Consider the following 19,492-nt stretch of genomic DNA (forward strand, 5'->3'; position numbering starts at 1 on the left):
TTCCACTAAGTAGAACGGCTAAATGCTCTTTTGCTTAACTTGCCCTCCAATCATTACCTATGGGCGAATTAAACTCTCTTCTCGATTTTCTGAAGGCGGTGGCACTAGTTACGGCCAGCCAGCTGATTTGGATACTTGGCGTGCTATTTGTTTTTGGACTTATACTTTACCTACTGGCGAGGTTTACCCGAACTACCTACGCAAAAACCGCTGGCCCGAAGCTGGACATTGGTATAACCGGTTGGCTTGGCACTCCGGTGCACGAGCTGGGTCATGCACTCTTCTGCCTTATTTTTCGCCATCGAATTGTGGATATTAAGCTCTACAGCCCAAACTCTACCGATGGAACCATAGGCTACGTTAACCACTCCTACGATCGCTCGAGCACCTATCAGCGCATTGGCAACTTTTTTATTGGCGTTGGCCCCATTATTGTTAGCGCCATTGTAATTTATGCTTCGCTCTACTACCTTGTTCCCAACGCTAGGGAGGTGCTATCGGGCATCGATGCTCAGAGCAAGGTAATGGCGGGTGCAGCACACGGCCACTTTGCCTCAATTATGGAGTCGCTAAAAGTCACCACTATGGTAACGCTTAAATCGCTGTTCAACCCTGCCAACTTTAGCAGCTACCTCTTTTGGATATTTCTCTACATTAGCATGTGCGTTGCTTCCCACATGGAACTTAGCCCTCCCGACATTAAGGGTGCGCTGAGCGGACTCATTTCGCTGGTAATCTTCTTCCTCCTTTTCAACCTAGCTATTATGCTGCTGGAAGTTTTCGGCATCAGCCACTACTTTGGCCACTGGTGGAGCTACGTGAAGTTGGAAACCTACGGAGGGTTCATAAACAAGTATGTGGGTATGTTTGCAGCACTCTTCATCTTTGCCGGCATTATCTCGGCCATCAACTTGGTGGTATCGTACGTGGTGCTCAATAGCTACACCTTAATCAAGGGCAGAGGCATGGTAAATCCTTTTTGGTAGAGAGGACGTTTTACCCCAAAAGGCTTACTAATGGTGTGCAATTGTGGGCGTAATAGTTCAAAACGTCCTATTTTACGAACATTAATAACAGAACAAGGAGAACGGTTGAAAGCCTATTGCTACTTAGCTTTCTTGTTTGCATTCTAGCCAATGAATTGTGGCTTTTGGTAAAATAAGCGGGCAAGGAGCGAACATTATCCGTTTTTTATGGGTTCCTTTGTAGTTAATTTAAATCAAAGGTTCCTTATTTCCCAAACAAATTCGGCAAGCCTTTTAACAGTAATTTATGTCATTTGAAAATTTAGGCTTGATAGAGCCAATCCAAAAGGCCCTGAAGGCCGAAGGTTACATCACCCCAACACCCATCCAAGAAAAAGCCATTCCCATTGTATTGCAAGGCAGAGACCTTATAGGTTGTGCTCAAACTGGAACAGGTAAAACGGCGGCATTCGCTATCCCCATAATTCAGCAGCTGGTTCAAAACCGAATGGTAGAATCGGGCAACAGACGCATTAAAGCATTGGTTGTTACCCCAACACGCGAGCTCGCCATCCAAATTGGTGAGAGCTTTGAAGCCTACGGCAAGAATGCAGGCTTGAGGCACACCGTGGTGTTTGGTGGCGTGGCACAGCGACCACAGACTGCCGCTCTTCAACGCGGTGTTGATATTCTTATCGCAACTCCTGGTCGTTTACTCGACTTGGTTAACCAAGGGTTTATTCACCTGAACTCCATCAAGATTTTTGTGCTTGATGAGGCTGACCGAATGCTTGACATGGGCTTTATTCACGACGTGAAGCGCATCATTGCCATCATTCCAAAACAACGTCAAACGCTCTTCTTCTCGGCAACCATGCCGCCTGAAATTACGAAGTTAGCTTCAACCATTCTTACCGATCCTGCAAGAGTTGAGGTAACTCCAACAGCATCTACCGCCGATATTATCGAGCAGTCGGTTTACTTTGTCGATAAAGAAAACAAGAACGGGCTATTGCTGCACCTACTCCGCGATAACGTTATTGAGACAGCACTGGTATTTACCCGTACAAAGCACGGAGCCGATAAGGTTGTTCGCCTGCTGAATAAAAATGGGGTATTGGCCGAGGCTATTCATGGCAACAAGTCGCAAAATGCACGCCAGTCGGCGCTCGAGAAGTTTAAGACGCATAAGATTCGTGTTTTGGCTGCCACCGATATTGCCGCTCGCGGTATCGACATCGACGAGCTGTCGCACGTTATAAACTTTGAAATGCCTAACGTTTCCGAAACTTATGTTCACCGTATTGGCCGAACGGGTCGTGCCGGTCACGAGGGTGTTGCCCTATCATTTTGTGATGCGGAGGAAAAAGCATTTCTGAAAGATATTGAGAAGCTTATTTCTAAATCCATACCGGTGGTAAGCAACCATCCCTATCCAATGACTGGTGTTGTTGCGTCTGCCTCTCGCCAAGCTACGCGCCATCCACAACCACCTAGAAAAACATTTCGTCACTCTACCTCGGGCAGCAATGAACGTCCCGAACAACCAGGTCGCAAGCAATATAGTGCACAGGGTGGTGGGGCACCAAGAAGGCGCTGGTAGGTCTTAACTTAAGTAATTACACATATCAAATAAGAAGCGGGTTTTGGAATGCATTGCATATCCAAAACCCGCTTTACTTATAGGGCTAAACGATCCTACTTCTTGGGCTTCAACCATTGGTCGAGCCAGCCGAAGAATTCACGCTGCCACAGAATGCCGTTTTGAGGTTTAAGTACCCAGTGACTTTCGCTTGGGAAGAAAAGAAACTTGCTTGGTACTCCCAACATCTGTGCAGAGTTAAAGGCTGCCATCCCTTGTGTGTAAGGAATCCGGAAGTCGTGACCACCTTCAATTATCAGGATTGGGGTATCCCAGTTCTTCACAAACAGATGAGGACTTTGAGCATAGCTCCTCATGGCCACCTTGTTGTTGGTTTCCCATGGAGCACCTCCATTTTCCCAATTATCAAAAAACATTTCGTCGGTGGTCATATACTCCATTACCGAGTTGAAAACGCCACAATGCGAAATAAAGGCTTTGAACCGCTTGTTGTGGTGACCGGCAAGCCAGTATACGGTATATCCGCCGTAGGATGCTCCAATGGCGCCAAGGTTGTTGGCATCTACCCAAGGTTCTTTCTTCACCTCATCGATGGTGCTGAGGAGGTCTTTCATCTCCTGATCACCGTGATGCTTGCTAATTTGGTCGGTCCAGTCTTGACCGAGTGTTACAACACCTCTGCGGCTGGGGGCAACAACCACGTAGCTGTTGCTTGCCATAATGCTAAAGTTCCAACGGTAGCTCCAGAACTGGCTAACGGCGCTTTGTGGGCCGCCTTCGCAGTAAAGCAGCGTGGGGTATTTCTTGGTGCTGTCGAAGTCGGGAGGAAGGATTACCCATGTTGGCATTAGCTTGCCGTCGGTAGTTTTTATCATCCGCTGGGTAACTGTGGGCATGGTGAGCTTGCCGAGCAGATCCTTGTTAATAAAGCTGAGTTCAGTATCGATACCTGTTGCAGGGTCGATGCTATAAATTTCGGCAGGTTTTACAATTGAAACATAGCTTCCGATTAACTTGTTGCCTGCTACAGCCACGCTATGGTAGTCGTGCCATCCTTTGGTAATGGGTTTAAGCTCGTTGGTCTCCACGTTGAGGCAGTATACTTGATAGGTTTCGTTTATGCCAACCACAAAGTAGAGCAACTTGCCATCGGCGGTAAAGCTGAGGCTCGAGGGGCTGTAGTCGAAGTTGGGAAGCACTTCCTTCTTTTCTCCGGTAGCGAGGTCCATACAGAACAGTCGTTCACGGTCAGATTCAAAGCCGGCACGTGCCATGCTGAGCCAGTAGATTTTCTTGCCATCGGGAGAGTAAACGGGAACGCGATCGTAGCCCATCATACCTTCGGTAATATCCTTGGTTTGCTTGGTGTCGAGGTTGTAGAGGTAGATATCAGAATTGGTGGAGAAGGTGTAGGCTTTTCCCTTCAACTTTTTGCAGGTGTAGGCAATGGTTTTGCTGTCGGGGCTCCAGGTAATTTCCGAAGCATCGCCAAATGGAGCAAGTGGGGAATCCCACGGTTCGCCAGGCATAATGTCAATTGGCTCCGATGGTTTACCATTGTTGAAGTCGGCATAGCACACATGCTGGTAGCTTCCATCTTCCCAAGTATCCCAGTGACGGTACATCAGGTCGGTGATAATTTTCCCATCACTCTTGTCTAGGTCAGGAAAGATGTCGCTGGTGCTCTTGTCCACCTTGGTATCGATGGTAACCATCAGCTTGCTACCGTCGGGGCTAATGAGCATGTTGGTAATGGCCTTGTTCCAGCTGGTAAGTTGAGTCCTGTCGCTTCCATCTGGTTTGATGGAGTAAACTTCTGGGTTATCACCATCAGCATATAGGAAGAGGATTTTCTTGCTGTCGGGTGTCCAAATGGGGTTGAATTCACTGTGGGGTGTGGTGGTGAGCTGTTTTTTGCTGGTGCCGTCCACGTTCATGATGTAGAGCTCGGCATTCCCCTTGTTCTCAGGAATGCTGTAGTAAGATACGGAGTAAACGATCTGCTTTCCGTCGGGTGATACCTGAACGTCGCCAAGGCGACCAAAGGACCACAGTACCTCCGGGGTCATATACTTGGAGGTTAGCTTTATGTCGGGCTTCCCGATAACATCGGTGCTCGTTTTTGTGGGCTGGTTACAGCCTGCCAGCGCTGCTCCTGCGAGTAGTGCAAAGGCTATTTTTTTTCCAATCATAGCAAAAGTTTTTCGGTAATGGTGGGCAAGTTATAGCTTTGCCGAGGAAGAAGCAACTTTGGAGTAGATTCTTTGTAGTGTTTGCTAAGAAATTAAGCGAGGCCTATTGTCTAGTTTTATCCGTTGTAGCTTAAATATAATATGGTTCAATTATTTAAGCGTAAATCCGGAAACTTCTACCGATTGCTAAATATTTCGTTACGAACTTCATTTTGGCCCGATGGCAGCCTCGTTTATTTTTAAATTTCACCATTGCTAACGATTAACCCTAAAACTTAATTCTATGGAAAAGAAACTTGCTTTTGGAGACATCCTTTCGAAAGGATTCAGCATTGGTTTGAAAAATTTCTTCTCACTTCTCGGTTGCCTTATTCTTTGGATATTGACGATTTGGATTCCATACCTTAATGTGGGCACAACTATTGCTATTGCAACTCTTCCAGCTGCATTGAGCCGAGGACAAGTTATCTCGCCGCTTGAAATTTTCGATAAGAAGTATTTGAAGTTTATGGGTGAGTATTTCCTTGTTCAGGGTCTTCTGTTCATCATTTTACTTCCTGCAATGTTTTTTATGATCATTCCAGCTATAGTCCTTTCTATTGCTTACAGCTTAGCAACACTTCTTGTCGTTGACAAGGGTAAGGGTGCCGCTGAAGCTATTAAGCTTAGCAATAAGTTGACCTACGGAAATAAGTGGATCATGTTTTTTGCCAACTTGGTTCTTGCGATTCCATTAATCATTCCATATTTTAATTACGTATATATCATTGTTCTTATCCCAATTATGCTTGGCGTTAAGGCATATATTTATAAGGAACTTGCCTCCGAAGTTCAGGAATAATCAGGTTTCTATCGAAATTTTGATAAGGATGCCTTTGTGGCATCCTTATTTTTTGTTCACCACTGAACTTTCGCAATTGATTTGGACGAAAATCATTGACTGCGTTAAGTTTCAGCCATAACTTTGTTAAAAACTATGTACCCATTAATAGAAAAAATGCCAGATAAGGTAACACAATAGTGAATCACCTCATTCTGACATTCTTTAATATCAATTTTCTACGATTGCTCTATTTTCCAACCACCTCCATTGCCTTCGAGGAGCTTACGAAGCTGTCGAAAATATTCTTGAGGCCCGTATATTCCTCCGGCATAAAGAATGGATTGCTAATTACGAAGGTGCGTTGGGCGGTTGCCTCATTACCATTGTTAAAGTAGTTCGTGATAAACACTCCCTTCCTATTTGGCAGTAGGACGGTTGTTGGTGTTGGAGCCTCCTTAATCGAATACCCTTCTGGGAACTTTATAACGCACACTTCAGTTAGTTCGCTTGGAACAAGCAAATCGACTGGCAAAACCCTAACCTGTCTTACGAAAGGGTTGAATTTGCTTGATACATCAATAAATGGCTTTTCGTAGCTAATACCTGACGCAGTTAGCTTATCGTTTGAGTGATAGAATACTCGAATGCGTAAAGGTTTATCAATGTTTTTTAGATCGGTGCAAACTACACTGTCAAGCACCCAGTATGCTTGGTCCACCAGCATTTGTTGATTTATGTAGTCATCCACACTAGGACGTTTGCTGATGCTCTTTCTTGCTGCAGCAGCCTCGTAACCTGATTTGCTAATTTGAATGGTCATTTTTTTTACTTCACCACCAAGGGATATTTCAGTCACGACGTCCTGCTTCTGTTTTGCATTGGATGGCAGAACAATATCCTCCCATGTTGGCGTATCCGATTTGATTATAAGGGCAGACGTGTTTAGTATGTTTATGTTGGGCAGGTCATAAGGTCTGAATGGGTCGGTACAGTCTACGAAAAGTGTTTTCCCCTCTAAGTTAACGGCAACAACCATATCGGTAAATTCTTTCAATACTGGGTAGAGTTTGCTAATCTTCCCATCTCCTTTCAGCTTAAGGATGGCCGGGTTACAGTCGAGCCCTGCCTGCTTTAGCATGATTTCCAAAAGCAGGTTGATTGTTCCACTGCTGCCGGTGTGACTCTCTAGTAGTTCTGGAAGAGTTTCTGTTGGCGAGTATGAGTAGGTGTTATTCCATTTGAAGTTATTAGTAACATATTGGTAGATTTTTTCAACCTTTTCTTCATTGGTAGTCGATCCCGCTGTAAGCGAATCTATGATTCCTTGAAATGTATACCCCAGCTTAAAGTAGTCGTCATAATGGTCTTTAATAAGCTTTTTTGATAACTCTCCCCACGTTCTGAGGTAAGAGGTATAACCCTTTTTGTCAGTCTCAATCTCATCGGTATAGTCCTCATGAATGCCGGCTAATTGCAGTATCACATGATCGGCGTAGTCACAAGATGCCGCACTATAGGGCTCATCGGTGAGCGCAGGAAGAGAATCTAATGACCAAATGTTAGTGGGTGTAGAACCATACTTCTGAAGCAAGCGAACACCACGCTGAATCACATTAACTTTAAGCGCTTCGTGAATATTTGCTCTAAATTCACTGTGAAGAGTGGGTAGCAAATTTTCAAAGTCCCAGTTGATCAAAGAGACGTTATAGTCAGTTAATATTCTGTAGTAATATTCAATAATGGTTCCGACCTTAACATTTGGGCAAGCAACTCTCATTTCCCTCCAGTGGTCATTAACGTCAACCATATGAAAATCGCCTGACTTTGCCACAGAAGTTACAACTTTCCCATTTTCATCTAAGTTGAACGATTCAACTTTAATCTCAGAAATATATTCTCTGAAATGCTCCTGCTTTCTCAACCTTATAACAATATTACCAAGGTTGACGGCTTCAGGGCTTAAAATCTTTATTCTTCGATGGAAAACTTTCTCTACCGAAGGGTCAGGGTGCTCCACCGGAGGTGTTGGGTAGAAAAATAGTTGGCCGTAATCGCAAAGAATTACCGCTTTTGCACTGGTGTCAGGTGCATAAACTTTCATCTCCAAATCTGGCTTACTCACCCTGCCCCACTTCATGGGAAGGGCAGGTTGTGCATAGTTTAAGCTAATATTTAGTAAGATAAAAGTAATGGTAAAGATCAGATAGATTGTTTGTTTTGGAGATGACATGCTTCAGGTTTTTATAATTAAAACATGAAGTTAGAAATAAAATTAAATCGCAACCATGAAGAACTAAAAATATTGAAAATTTATACAAACTCTCCCCAGCTGTTTATGCCCAAATCGTCAATGCTTTTCCGGTGAAAGGCGTAGAGAAATGCTGCACCAAGACGGGCGTTGGTTATGAGTGGTACGTTGTAGTCAATGGCGGCCCGGCGAATGGTGTAATCGTTGTCCAGCTCCTCCGACGAAAGGTTCTTCGGGATATTGATAACCAGCTCCACCGCCCGCTGCTTAATTAAGTTAAGGCTGTTTGGCTGCTCTTGTTCATCGGGCCATCCCACCGCAATGGATTCAATGCCATTATCGTTGAGGAATTTGGCGGTACCCTTGGTTGCGTAGATGGTATAGCCCCTTTCGGCCAGCAAAGTGATGGGTGCCAGTAGCGCTATTTTAGAGCGAAGCGGTCCCGACGAGACCAGAATTGTTTTTTGTGGAATGCGGTAGCCAATGCTCATCATTGCCTTGAGGAGAGCGTCATCAAAGTCGGTGCCAATGCATCCCACCTCTCCGGTGGAGGCCATGTCAACGCCCAACACCGGATCGGCCTTTGATAGCCGGCTAAAGCTGAACTGAGAAGCCTTTATGCCAACGTGGTCAATCTCGAACATGGAGGGTGGAAGCGAGGCGGGCAACCGCCCCAGCATATAATCCATGGCACCGGAGATAAAGTCGTAGCCCAGCACTTTCGACACAAATGGAAAGCTCCGGCTGGCTCGTAAGTTGCACTCAATAACCTTGATGTCGTTGTTGCGAGCCAACAGCTGCATGTTAAATGGCCCGGTGATTTCAAGCTCTCGGGCAATTTCTCGGGCAATTTTTCGAATGCGACGGATGGTTTCAAAGTAGAGCTTTTGCGGTGGGAATACCAGCGTGGCGTCGCCGGAGTGCACACCGGCAAACTCCACATGCTCCGATATGGCGTCGAACATCACCTCACCGTTGTTGGCTACCGCATCGTACTCTATCTCCTTGGCCCCCTCAATAAACTCGCTCACCACTACAGGATGGGTTTTCGATACGTTGGCGGCGAGGGTTAGGAATCCACGAAGCTCGCCAGCGTTGGAAACTACGTTCATGGCCGACCCCGAAAGCACGTAGGAGGGACGAATGAGGACGGGGTAGCCAACCTCTGCCACAAACTTCTCAATCTCCTCAAAGTTGGAAAGCTCGCTCCAGCGGGGTTGGTCGATGGATAGCCTGTCGAGCATACCGGAGAACTTCTTTCTATCCTCGGCCTTATCGATGGACTCGGGCGAGGTACCCAGAATCTTTACCCCGGCTAGGTGAAGCCGCATGGCAAGATTGTTGGGGATTTGGCCGCCAACCGACACTACCACTCCAATTGGATTTTCCATCTCCACGATATCGAGAACGCGCTCAAAGGTGAGCTCGTCGAAGTAGAGGCTGTCGCACATGTCGTAGTCGGTGCTTACAGTTTCGGGGTTGTAGTTTATCATGATTGAACGGTAGCCATGCTTCCGAATTTGACTTACGGCGCTTACCGTACACCAGTCGAACTCCACTGAGCTGCCTATGCGGTAGGCTCCCGAGCCCAAAACAATTACCGATTTGCCCGACCGTTGCTCCTGCAAGTCGTTTTCGGTCCCGTGGTAGGTGATGTATTGGTAGGCCGTTTGCGATGGGTATTCGGCAGCGAGGGTGTCAATCTGCTTCACTACAGGAATTACTCCCAGTTTTTTCCGGTGGTTTCGTACTTTAAGCTGAACTATTTCGATCTCCGCTGGTGACGGGTTGAAAAGAAACCGTGCTAGCTGAAAATCGGAGAACCCTTTTTGCTTTGCCTCGAGCATCGTTTCTCGGTTAATCGATTCAAGGCTGCTAATTTGCTCTATCTGATGCTTAAAGAAGATGATGTTGGCGAGTTTCTCCAAAAACCAAGAGTCAATTTTAGTAAGTTGGTGTATCTTTTCGATCTCCCATTCTTGCTCCAGCGCCTCGGCTACTGCAAAAATGCGCTGGTCGGTCGGATGGGTGAGGGCCTCCTCCAAATTCTCGAAGTTAAGCTTAAGGTTGCCCACAAGGCCGTGCATGCCTTGGCCAACCATGCGGAGGCCTTTTTGGATGGCCTCCTCAAACGACCGTCCAATGGCCATAATCTCGCCCACGCTTTTCATGGACGAGCCAATTTCGCGGTTTACGCCGTGAAACTTATTCAAATCCCAGCGAGGAATCTTAACCACTACATAGTCCAGCGCAGGTTCGAAGCAGGCGGTGGTGGTTTGGGTCACTGAATTTTTCAGCTGGTGGAGGCCGTAGCCAACGCCCAGCTTGGCAGCCACAAAGGCCAATGGGTAGCCTGTCGCCTTACTGGCCAAGGCTGATGAACGCGAGAGACGAGCATTTACCTCAATAACCCGGTAGTCCTCGCTGTTGGGGTCAAGGGCATACTGCACGTTGCATTCACCAACCACACCTAGGTGGCGGATTATTTTTATGGCGAGGCTGCGTAGCTTATGGTATTCAGAATTGGAAAGCGTTTGGGAGGGGGCAACCACAATGCTTTCGCCGGTGTGAATCCCCAGCGGGTCGAAGTTTTCCATGTTGCACACGGTGATGCAGTTGTCGAATCGGTCGCGTACCACCTCGTACTCCACCTCTTTCCATCCCTTAAGTGACTCCTCCACCAAAATTTGGGGAGCATAGGAGAAGGCGTTTGTGGCCAAAACTTTCAGCTCTTCTGGATTGTTGCAGAATCCGCTGCCTTGTCCTCCAAGGGTAAAGGCTGCCCGAACAATTAGCGGGAAGTCTATGGTTTCCGCCGCTTTTATTGCTGCCTCTACGCTTTCTACAGCAATACTCTTTGGCGTTTTTACCTCTATCTCCCTGAGCTTCTCGGTAAACAGTTCCCTATCTTCGGTATTGATGATGGTGTCGACGGGGGTGCCCAGCACCTCTATGTTGTATTTTGCCAACACCCCGCTTTTATAGAGTGTCGTTCCGCAGTTGAGAGCTGTTTGTCCACCAAACGAAAGAAATATACCATCGGGCTTCTCCTTTATAATAACCTTTTCGACAAAGTAAGGTGTAACCGGAAGGAAGTAAACCTCGTCGGCAATTCCCTTGCTGGTTTGAACGGTGGCAATATTGGGATTGATAAGCACAGTTCGAATGCCCTCTTCCCTAAGTGCCTTTAATGCTTGCGAACCGCTGTAGTCGAACTCTCCTGCTTCTCCAATTTTAAGGGCTCCGGAGCCGAGCACTAATACCTTTTTATATTGCTTCATTGCTTGAATTTTCGTGGGTTTTGCTATTTGTTGGTGTGCTTTACAACTTCTTGAAGGAAATCGTCGAACAGGAACTCGGTATCTGTGGGGCCGCCGGAAGCTTCGGGGTGAAACTGCACGGCAAAAAAAGGTTTGGTATTATGCTTAATTCCCTCGCAGGTCCCATCGTTGGCATTTTCGAAGAGGAGACTCCAATCCTTGTTGAGGGTGGCTGTGTCAATTGCAAAACCATGATTTTGTGAGGTGATATAGCAACGGTTAGTGCCGGAGAGAATTACTGGCTGGTTGTGGCTTCGGTGGCCATAGGGAAGTTTGTAGGTGTTGGCACCAGTGGCAAGCGCCATCAGCTGGGTGCCCAGGCAGATTCCCATTATTGGCTTGCTTCCGTCCAGAGCCACCCTAAGGTTTTCAATGGTTGAGGTGTTCATTTTAGGGTCACCGGGTCCGTTGGAAATGAAGAGCCCATCCCACACATCGTTGTTGAAGTTGTGGTTATGGGGTAGCCTCACTACCGTGGTGTCACGTCGTAGAAGACAGCGTAGAATGTTGTTTTTTACCCCACAATCGACCAGTGCAATGCGGTATTTTCCAGACCCGTAGGTCTTAATCTCCTGTACAGAAACCTGGGCAACAAGGTCTTCTGTGTCCGGATTTCTCCATGGTACATCGGCATCAATCACAATCTTTGCCAGCGTGCTGCCCCTTTCCCTCAGCTTTTTGGTTAAGGCTCGGGTGTCGATGCCTGAGATGGCAGGTATTTTCCACTCCTTGAGCCAATCACCAAGACTAACTTTGGCATTCCAGTGGCTGTAGCCCTCGCTATATTCTGAAACCACCAGCCCCGAAACCTGAATGGCATCTGATTCCCAAAATTGGAATATCTCCTCTTTGGAACTATTTCCCGGAACTCCGTAGTTGCCAATCAAGGGGTAGGTTGCAACTAATATCTGCCCTTTGTAGGAGGGGTCGGTCAAACTTTCTGGGTAACCTGTCATGGCTGTGTTGAACACAAGCTCACCTGCCGAGCCACCTTGGTATCCAAACGAGTATCCCTCATATTGGGAACCATCATCCAAAATTAGCGTTGCCTTTATTTTTTCCATTATACTGTATTAATATCATCTGTGGTTTGTACAAAAAAAAAGGTCGACATCACGTCGACCCTTCCCATAAACTAACTGTGTATTGCATTTTGGTGGAAATGCCTTAACTGAATGTAGGCAACCCTGCTTTTCCTTCGCTATGCCGACACTATTGTTCGGTTGCGGAGATTGGCAGGGGAGGGTCGACATTGTGCTTGTCCAACCTCGTCGCTCAAAAGCGCGCCTGCTATGGTTGGTGTTATGCCAACCTTTGCTGCTTTTCATTAGAAGAAATGGATTGCCATTTGTAGGACAAGGCCCATTTGAAGTTGATGAATATGCAGCTAATTCTTCGAATCCAAATTCTCCATAGGAACATGCCAAGTGGCTATTAATCTTGTTAATTGGATTTTTCATTTCCTATGGACTACCTTTGTTCTAATGAAATATTCGACTGCAAATCTAAGGGAAAATGTAATTTACGCAAATAAATATACAGATAAATACTAAAAAAAACATTATGTCTCGTCATAAGTTTTACATACAATGTATTACGCTTTTAAAATAATGGTATAAAAATACAGAAAATGACTTTGAGCATGAAAGATGATAACCTTCTTCCAGTGGCGTTTTCATTTTTAATAAGTGCCGATTCTCCCTTTCTCGTATGGCTTTGACACTCTTGAAATATCATTCATTATTACTACTTTTACCCAGATTGCCTTGTTATCATTTGCTTTTGTTATGATAAGAAAACTATTAAGTGCATTAGTTAGTGTTTTGCTGCTTCAGGGTGCTGTTTTTCAGGCTTATGCGCAGAATGCAAGAGTGGACTCCATTCGCAATCAAGGGCAAGTTTTGTTTAATGGGGGAGACTTTGCTGGGGCCCTTCCTTACTGTGAAAAGTTACTTAAACTTTTTCCGTCCGACGGGAAGTATCTTTATCAAACAGGTATTTGTCTACTTAAGGAGACACGACAAACTGAGAGGGCTTATGAGCTGCTTATACATGCCTCCCAAATGGATGTTCCTGTTCAGGTCTATTACTACCTAGGTGTTGCCAGCAGGCATTTGTATCGCTTTGATGAGGCCATCGATTACTTTCGTCGTTACATGGTATCTGGAGGTCGGGAATTCGGCAGCGATGAGGTGGAACGGCAGGTTTCCATGTGCGAAAATGGCAGCTATCTTATTAAGTATGCAACCAATGTAGAGGTGTTGGCAAAGGCAAAAACGGTGGCTGACTCCATGCTTTTATACTACAGTGTGTCACCTGGCAAGGGGAGGCTGGTGAAGATACCGGACGAGCTGATGTCGAAGTTGGACAAGCATAAGGAAATCCAATATCCACAGGCAATTTACTACCCTTCTACTTCAGACGATGAACCACAGGTCATCTTCTTTTCCAGCTACGGAAAAACCGATTTGAGCGGGATGAATATTTGGAAAACAGAGAAAATAAGCCCTGGCGAGTGGGGTCAACCTGTTGCTCTCCCCAAGGAGATAAACTCGGGTGGTGATGAAATTTTTCCCATCCCAGCCAGAGATGGGTCAGTGCTTTACTTTTCCTCGAACAACCTTTACGGGATGGGAGGCTACGATATTTTCAAAACCACCTACGATTCGGTTGCAAACAAATGGTCAACTCCTGAAAACCTTGGTTTCCCAATCAACTCACCTTACGATGATTTTTGCTTTGTGCCCAATTCAAATGGGGATACAGCCATTTTTGCATCAAATCGTGAGGTGGCTGGAGATTCCATTGTTGTATATAAGGTTAAATTGTCATTGATGGGGGCAAAAAAAAGCCTGTCGGGGCTCGAAGAGGTTACGGAGTTGGCTAAGCTAACTCCGGTTGTTCCAATCAAAGATAGCTCTAGTTCTTTACCACAATCGAGGTTACAGCTACCAAAGGCACGTGTGGCAGGATTGCAATACGACCTCACCTATATGGGGCTGATGGCGCAATTATTTCAGATGCGGCAATCACAGGATTCGCTCCAAACTAAGTTGAATCAACTTCGGCAGGAGTATGCCACTTCGACTTCTCCTAAAACCGACAGTTTATCTATCGCAATAGTCAAGTTGGAGAAAAGGCTGATGGGGCTCAGCCTCAGCATGGACACAGTTAATAATAAGGCGATAGCAATGGAGCAGAGCTATTTAACGGCTAAGCAGAATAGTGTTCAACATGAGGCTACCTCCGCTCGGTCAACTCAAAATTTGCCAGCTGGTGACTTTCTCTCCAACGCTAAGGTGCAGACCTACTTCGGTCCAGAGCGCATTGCTGCCTTGGATCGCCTTACCCTTGCCGCTCAACGGCTCGATACAGCGCTTTCACAGAGTATGGAGTTTCTACGTCAAAGGCAGGATTTAGAAACAATGCTTTCTGTGGCTGAAAAACAAACTGATATTGAGACCATTAAAAAGTCACTCAGCGCTTTAACAAAAAAAACTTTGGTAAATCCCAATGATTTTCTTGAGAAGAGGTTGCTGGTAAGCGTTGGCATTCGACAGCTTTATCTGGAAAGGGTTCAGGAGGATTCGATTAACGAGGAGGTCAAAGGCTATGTGGCGGCTGGAACCGATGACCTATTTGCCTCACAAACTGTCCTAAACAATGGTCGAAGAGACACTATTTCAATTGACAGCTACGAGGGGATTAGAGATGCAATTTGGCTAGAGGAGAGAGGGATTACTCGCTATCAGCTGGCCATTGCAACGCTTCTTGATCTACCCAATATCGATTTGTTGAAGAACAAGTTGCAGCATCTATTGCACAAAAGCACGATCCCTTTTTATTCCTATACATCAACTCCAACTGAGCAGAATTCCGGAAGTGGAACTCTCAAGCCAGAGTCTAGGCAGCCGGAAGGGGTTCAGCTTAAAATCAAGCAGAGCTATAACGAAGGGCTTAGCGTTGTTGATCCTTTTCCTTACAATACAGCTAATCCAATTCCGATGGATGAACCATTGCCCAACGGGGTTGTTTACCGTATTCAGCTTGGTGCATTTAGCCAGCCCGTGAATTATTCAGTCTTCAAGGGATTAGCACCGATTTCGGGGGAACTAGTCAAGGGTGGCTCGTTGAAGAAATACTATGCCGGGCTGTTTGAAACCTATAGTGACGCACAGGCAGGATTGGTGTTAGTAAAATCGAAAGGCTTTAGGGATGCCTACATCGTTTCGTGGGTAAACGGTAAAATTATTCCTACCGCCCGTGCCCAAAATTTTGAGCAACGGAAACCCAAACCTACGCATACTAAACCAATAAAAAATGTGAATGAGACTCCTCAGGGAAATACGCTCTATCGCGTTGTAATAGGGACGTTTGAATCCTCTATCCCCCCTCAAGCAATTGTAATTTTGAATGCTGTGGCAAAGGGCAAGGAGGTGGCAAAGAAAATAATTGCCGAGGATGCAGTGAGCTATAGTGTAGGTAATTTTACTAAATTTGAGGAAGCCTTTAAGGTAAAGCAAGCACTTCTCGCAGGCGGTTATGTTGAGGCATACGTTACAACTGTTGTAATTGAAGAGTAATAGATAGTTGAAAATGGAAGAACAGCCTATTTCGTCCCATATGGACGATATTCTTGATGAGATTAAGTTAAGTGGAGTGTTAGTGCTTCACAACGATGAGGTAAACGAGTTCAGCTATGTGGTGGAATCGTTGGTGGAGGTCTGCGATCACGGTAGCCTTCAGGCAGAACAGTGCACCCTCCTTGCCCATTACAAGGGAAAATGTGAAGTGAAGTATGGGTCAATTGGTAAACTAAAGCCCATGAAAGATGAGTTAAGTCGGCGTGGCCTCATGTCTACCATCGAAAACCAACTAAGTTAAGGATTTATGGCACTAGTTATCGGCCTTATTTTACTGGCCCTTTTTCTCTTTTTTGTTGAATTTTTATTAATCCCAGGGGTCACTGTTGCCGGTATCTTAGGAGCCTTAGCAATGGTTACAGGCATTTATTTGGCCTACCATACAATGGGCAGCACTGCAGGAAATATAACCCTTTCGGTGGCAACAATCCTCGCGTTCCTTATAGTATTCTTTTCGCTGCGCTCTAAAACGTGGAAGCATTTGTCGTTGCATACGCAGCTTCACTCCTCCGTGGAAACTGAGCTTACCCGCGTTGAAATTTTACCAGGTGACGAAGGAGTAAGCAAATCGAGGCTGGCTCCAATGGGAACCGTATCCATTAAAGGAATTGAGGTAGAGGCGAAATCTACTGGCGCCTTTATCGATCCTCGCAGGGATGTAGTTGTGGTAAAAGTTGAAAAATCTCGAATAATTGTTAAACCCAAAAATAGTTAGCTATGACAGGTCTAGGTTTGTACCTCATTATTGTTGCCGCAGCTCTTATCGGACTTTGGTTTATTCTCTACTTTATTCCGATTGGGCTTTGGTTTACTGCTGTAATTTCAGACGTTAAAATATCGCTCCTCCAGCTCATCTTAATGCGATGGAGAAAGGTTCCACCATCTACCATTGTATCGGCTCTTATTGAAGGCACTAAGGCTGGACTTACCCTTGTTCCTAATGAGATGGAGGCTCACTACATGGCTGGTGGAAATGTAACCAAGGTGGTTCACGCGCTGGTTTCGGCTCAGAAGGCCAACATTCCGCTCGACTTTAAAATGGCCACTGCTATCGACTTAGCTGGCCGCGATGTTTTTGAGGCAGTGCAAATGTCAGTTAACCCACGAGTTATTAATACTCCACCCGTTACGGCAGTGGCAAAGGATGGTATTCAGCTGATTGCCAAGGCAAGGGTTACCGTTAGAGCCAACATTAAACAGCTGGTTGGAGGCGCCGGCGAGGAGACCATCCTAGCCCGTGTTGGCGAAGGAATTGTTTCGTCCATTGGTTCTTCAGAATCGCACAAAACGGTGTTGGAAAACCCAGACTACATCTCGCGCGTGGTGCTCGACAAGGGTCTTGACTCTGGAACTGCGTTTGAAATTTTATCTATCGATATTGCCGACATCGACATTGGACGTAATATTGGTGCTGTGTTGCAGATGGATCAAGCGAATGCAGACAAGAATATTGCTCAAGCAAAAGCTGAGGAACGACGGGCTATGGCTGTTGCTTTGGAGCAAGAGATGAAGGCTAAGGCACAAGAGGCTAGGGCAAAGGTAATTGAGGCAGAGGCAGAAATCCCCATGGCCATTGCCGAATCGTTCCGCTCAGGGAACTTAGGTATCATGGATTACTACAAGCTGCGGAATCTACAAGCGGATACCGATATGCGCGAATCAATTGCCAAACCACAGCAAGGTAGCAACCAACCAAAGAAATAGTAATTGATTGCTCATCAGTATAGTTATGAAAGAGAGGAAAAAATCCTCTCTTTTTTTCTCGTTTTTTTTGTCAGAATGATTGAATTTTATACTTTTGTCGAGCCTTAACGGAGAGGCATGTGACCAAAATTTTCTTCCAAGAAAATCAAAGTCTGCAGTTGGTCTCCATTCAATACAAGGTTGTTTGGAGAGATGGGTGAGTGGCTGAAACCAGCAGTTTGCTAAACTGCCGTACTGGGTAACTGGTACCGGGGGTTCGAATCCCCCTCTCTCCGCCATAGTTTTTCGGGGTGTAGCGCAGTCCGGTTAGCGCACCTGGTTTGGGACCAGGGGGTCCCAGGTTCGAATCCTGGTACCCCGACAGTAAAGAGCATGTAGATCGTAAGATTTACATGCTCTTTTTGTTTTGATAAGACTGTAGAAGTAAGCAGAGCCTTTCGATGGAATCTTATTCAAAATGGTTATCAATTACGCTGATATTGTAGCTCACCTTTACGCGCTTTTGAATTGAACCAACAATTATTTTCACTTGTTTATAATTTTACTTTAATTTTCACTACTGTCCGGGGAAACAACTTAATTTCTCCTGTATTGCTTAAAATTGTTAAACCTCTACGAGGTATGTAAAGAACAGGGGTTACATTCTCTACAATACTAAATCTCCTACGGAGAATTTTCCGCGCAGCGGATAAAGTATTGTAAAACAGCATACCAATATTTGATGCAAGTTCCCTGTAAGGGATCAACAAATGTTTACCGGACAATAGTGTTTAATTTTATTTGGTTAATTCTAAAGGGGGTGAGATACTGTTATTGAAGGATGGGTGGAATTAATGAGCACCATTAGAATTTATGGGTGTTTAATTGCTAATGATTTAATTGTTTCCTGCCTCACTTTTCTTAAATTGCGATTTAACATTCTGAATAGCAATTCTAGATTTACAGAAATGTAAAGTGGATTAACATCTTGATAATACTGCAATGCCATGCAACCAGACATCCATGAAATCGACTTCATTCCATTAGGCAACATCAACATTAGTTGGAAATTTTTGGAGAAAGCGTTGCTATCCAATGGATTTCGTCTTGTGTTAACGGATACCTTGACCAGCGTTGTAGGGTTGGCCAAGGCTGACAAGAAATTTATTCCTGCGCTAATTGTTTCAGCAGAGGCGACCCTTTCGGCAGAACAACTCGAGATTGCCGAGCTGATGCAATCACGGAGGCTTCCCTATATAAATATCCCAGTTCTTAATGACGGTTCCCTCGGGTTGGTGACCATTGTAGTTGGTAACGAAAGGCTAAAGCAGCAAAGGTTGGAGGAGGCGTTGTCCATCATTCGAGTTTTTATTAGTGTAGGCGAAGCTGCAAGTGGTACCATATCTCCTGATTTTGCTTCTGAATTTCTGGAGGGAGTGAGCCACGAAGTTCGATCGTTTCTAAATGGAATTTCGGGACCAATCCAGCTGCTGAAGGACAAGATTGAGGCAAAGGACCAGTATGACCTATATAGCATGATAGATAGTTCCATTGGAAGGCTGGTTCGGTTTACCTTTAAAACTTCTCTCATTGGTCTTTTGCAAAAGCAAAAGTATGGTGCGAAACAGGAGGTTGTTAACCTTTTCCCTCTCCTACAGCAGGCTACGGTGAATCTTCAGGAGATAAAATTCTCGGGGAGTGTAAATGTGTTGGTGGAAAAACCAGCATTTGAACCTGTTGTTTCTGGCGATGCCGATCTTCTGCTTCAATGCTTTGAATCGCTGATCGAACGGATTGTTCTTTCGTATGGCAACGAAGCCCCCGTGAGTGTGAACTTTAGTTCACCGGAAAATGGAAGATTCAGCTGTAAAATTGCTTTTGCTGGTTTAAGAAGCCTGGATAAGTTAGGTGGCATGGAGCAGCAGCTTAATCGTGATTTTGCCTCGGACATTGGTTTTATTTTAGCCAAGCAAATCATGGAACTTCAAGCGATTGAATTTAAGTTTGTTATCCTC

The 19,492-nt window shown here is 45.4% G+C and carries 12 protein-coding genes and 2 tRNA genes; 10 read left to right on the forward strand and 4 right to left on the reverse strand.

Annotated elements, in window-relative coordinates; genetic code table 11:
* The first annotated feature begins 59 nt into the window (after positions 1-59).
* Positions 60-986, forward strand: coding sequence for a hypothetical protein (locus tag VMW01_03480; protein ID HUW05302.1), 927 nt, complete (start codon positions 60-62; stop codon positions 984-986).
* Between the two features lie 286 nt (positions 987-1,272).
* Complete coding sequence (locus VMW01_03485) at positions 1,273-2,568, forward strand: DEAD/DEAH box helicase (GenBank protein ID HUW05303.1); 1,296 nt, start codon at positions 1,273-1,275, stop codon at positions 2,566-2,568.
* Positions 2,569-2,663: 95 nt separating this feature from the next.
* Here VMW01_03485 and VMW01_03490 read toward each other — a convergent pair whose 3' ends face one another.
* Positions 2,664-4,760, reverse strand: coding sequence for a S9 family peptidase (locus tag VMW01_03490; protein HUW05304.1), 2,097 nt, complete (start codon positions 4,758-4,760; stop codon positions 2,664-2,666).
* A 283-nt stretch (positions 4,761-5,043) separates the two neighbouring features.
* Here VMW01_03490 and VMW01_03495 point away from each other — a divergent pair, with 283 nt between their 5' ends.
* Positions 5,044-5,601, forward strand: coding sequence for a hypothetical protein (locus tag VMW01_03495; protein HUW05305.1), 558 nt, complete (start codon positions 5,044-5,046; stop codon positions 5,599-5,601).
* 229 nt (positions 5,602-5,830) lie between these two features.
* Here VMW01_03495 and VMW01_03500 read toward each other — a convergent pair whose 3' ends face one another.
* The 3 genes from VMW01_03500 to carA form a co-directional block, all read right to left on the reverse strand.
* Complete coding sequence (locus VMW01_03500; protein ID HUW05306.1) at positions 5,831-7,813, reverse strand: transglutaminase domain-containing protein; 1,983 nt, start codon at positions 7,811-7,813, stop codon at positions 5,831-5,833.
* An 80-nt stretch (positions 7,814-7,893) separates the two neighbouring features.
* Positions 7,894-11,112: a carbamoyl-phosphate synthase (glutamine-hydrolyzing) large subunit gene (carB, locus tag VMW01_03505; GenBank protein HUW05307.1), complete on the reverse strand. Its 3,219-nt coding sequence runs from the start codon at positions 11,110-11,112 to the stop codon at positions 7,894-7,896.
* A gap of 23 nt (positions 11,113-11,135) precedes the next feature.
* Positions 11,136-12,215: a glutamine-hydrolyzing carbamoyl-phosphate synthase small subunit gene (gene carA / locus VMW01_03510; GenBank protein HUW05308.1), complete on the reverse strand. Its 1,080-nt coding sequence runs from the start codon at positions 12,213-12,215 to the stop codon at positions 11,136-11,138.
* Between the two features lie 723 nt (positions 12,216-12,938).
* On the opposite strand from carA, the gene VMW01_03515 reads away from it, so the two are divergent.
* The 7 genes from VMW01_03515 to VMW01_03545 all read left to right on the forward strand — a co-directional run.
* Positions 12,939-15,734 carry a hypothetical protein gene (locus VMW01_03515; protein ID HUW05309.1) on the forward strand — a complete coding sequence of 932 codons (2,796 nt, stop codon included), beginning with the start codon at positions 12,939-12,941 and terminating at the stop codon, positions 15,732-15,734.
* Between the two features lie 13 nt (positions 15,735-15,747).
* Entirely contained in the window at positions 15,748-16,035 is a 288-nt protein-coding gene (locus VMW01_03520; protein ID HUW05310.1) for an ATP-dependent Clp protease adaptor ClpS, read from the forward strand.
* Positions 16,036-16,041: 6 nt separating this feature from the next.
* Positions 16,042-16,509: an NfeD family protein gene (locus VMW01_03525; protein ID HUW05311.1), complete on the forward strand. Its 468-nt coding sequence runs from the start codon at positions 16,042-16,044 to the stop codon at positions 16,507-16,509.
* A 2-nt stretch (positions 16,510-16,511) separates the two neighbouring features.
* Positions 16,512-17,498 carry a flotillin-like protein FloA gene (gene floA / locus VMW01_03530; protein ID HUW05312.1) on the forward strand — a complete coding sequence of 329 codons (987 nt, stop codon included), beginning with the start codon at positions 16,512-16,514 and terminating at the stop codon, positions 17,496-17,498.
* Positions 17,499-17,684: 186 nt separating this feature from the next.
* A tRNA-Ser gene (locus VMW01_03535) sits at positions 17,685-17,776 on the forward strand.
* An 8-nt stretch (positions 17,777-17,784) separates the two neighbouring features.
* Positions 17,785-17,859 (forward strand) — tRNA-Pro (locus tag VMW01_03540).
* Positions 17,860-18,484: 625 nt separating this feature from the next.
* On the forward strand, positions 18,485-19,492 hold a 1,008-nt coding region (locus VMW01_03545; protein HUW05313.1), incomplete at its 3' end, for a hypothetical protein.

Origin of the sequence: Williamwhitmania sp., assembly GCA_035529935.1 — a bacterium.
Classification (GTDB): Bacteria; Bacteroidota; Bacteroidia; order Bacteroidales; family Williamwhitmaniaceae; genus Williamwhitmania.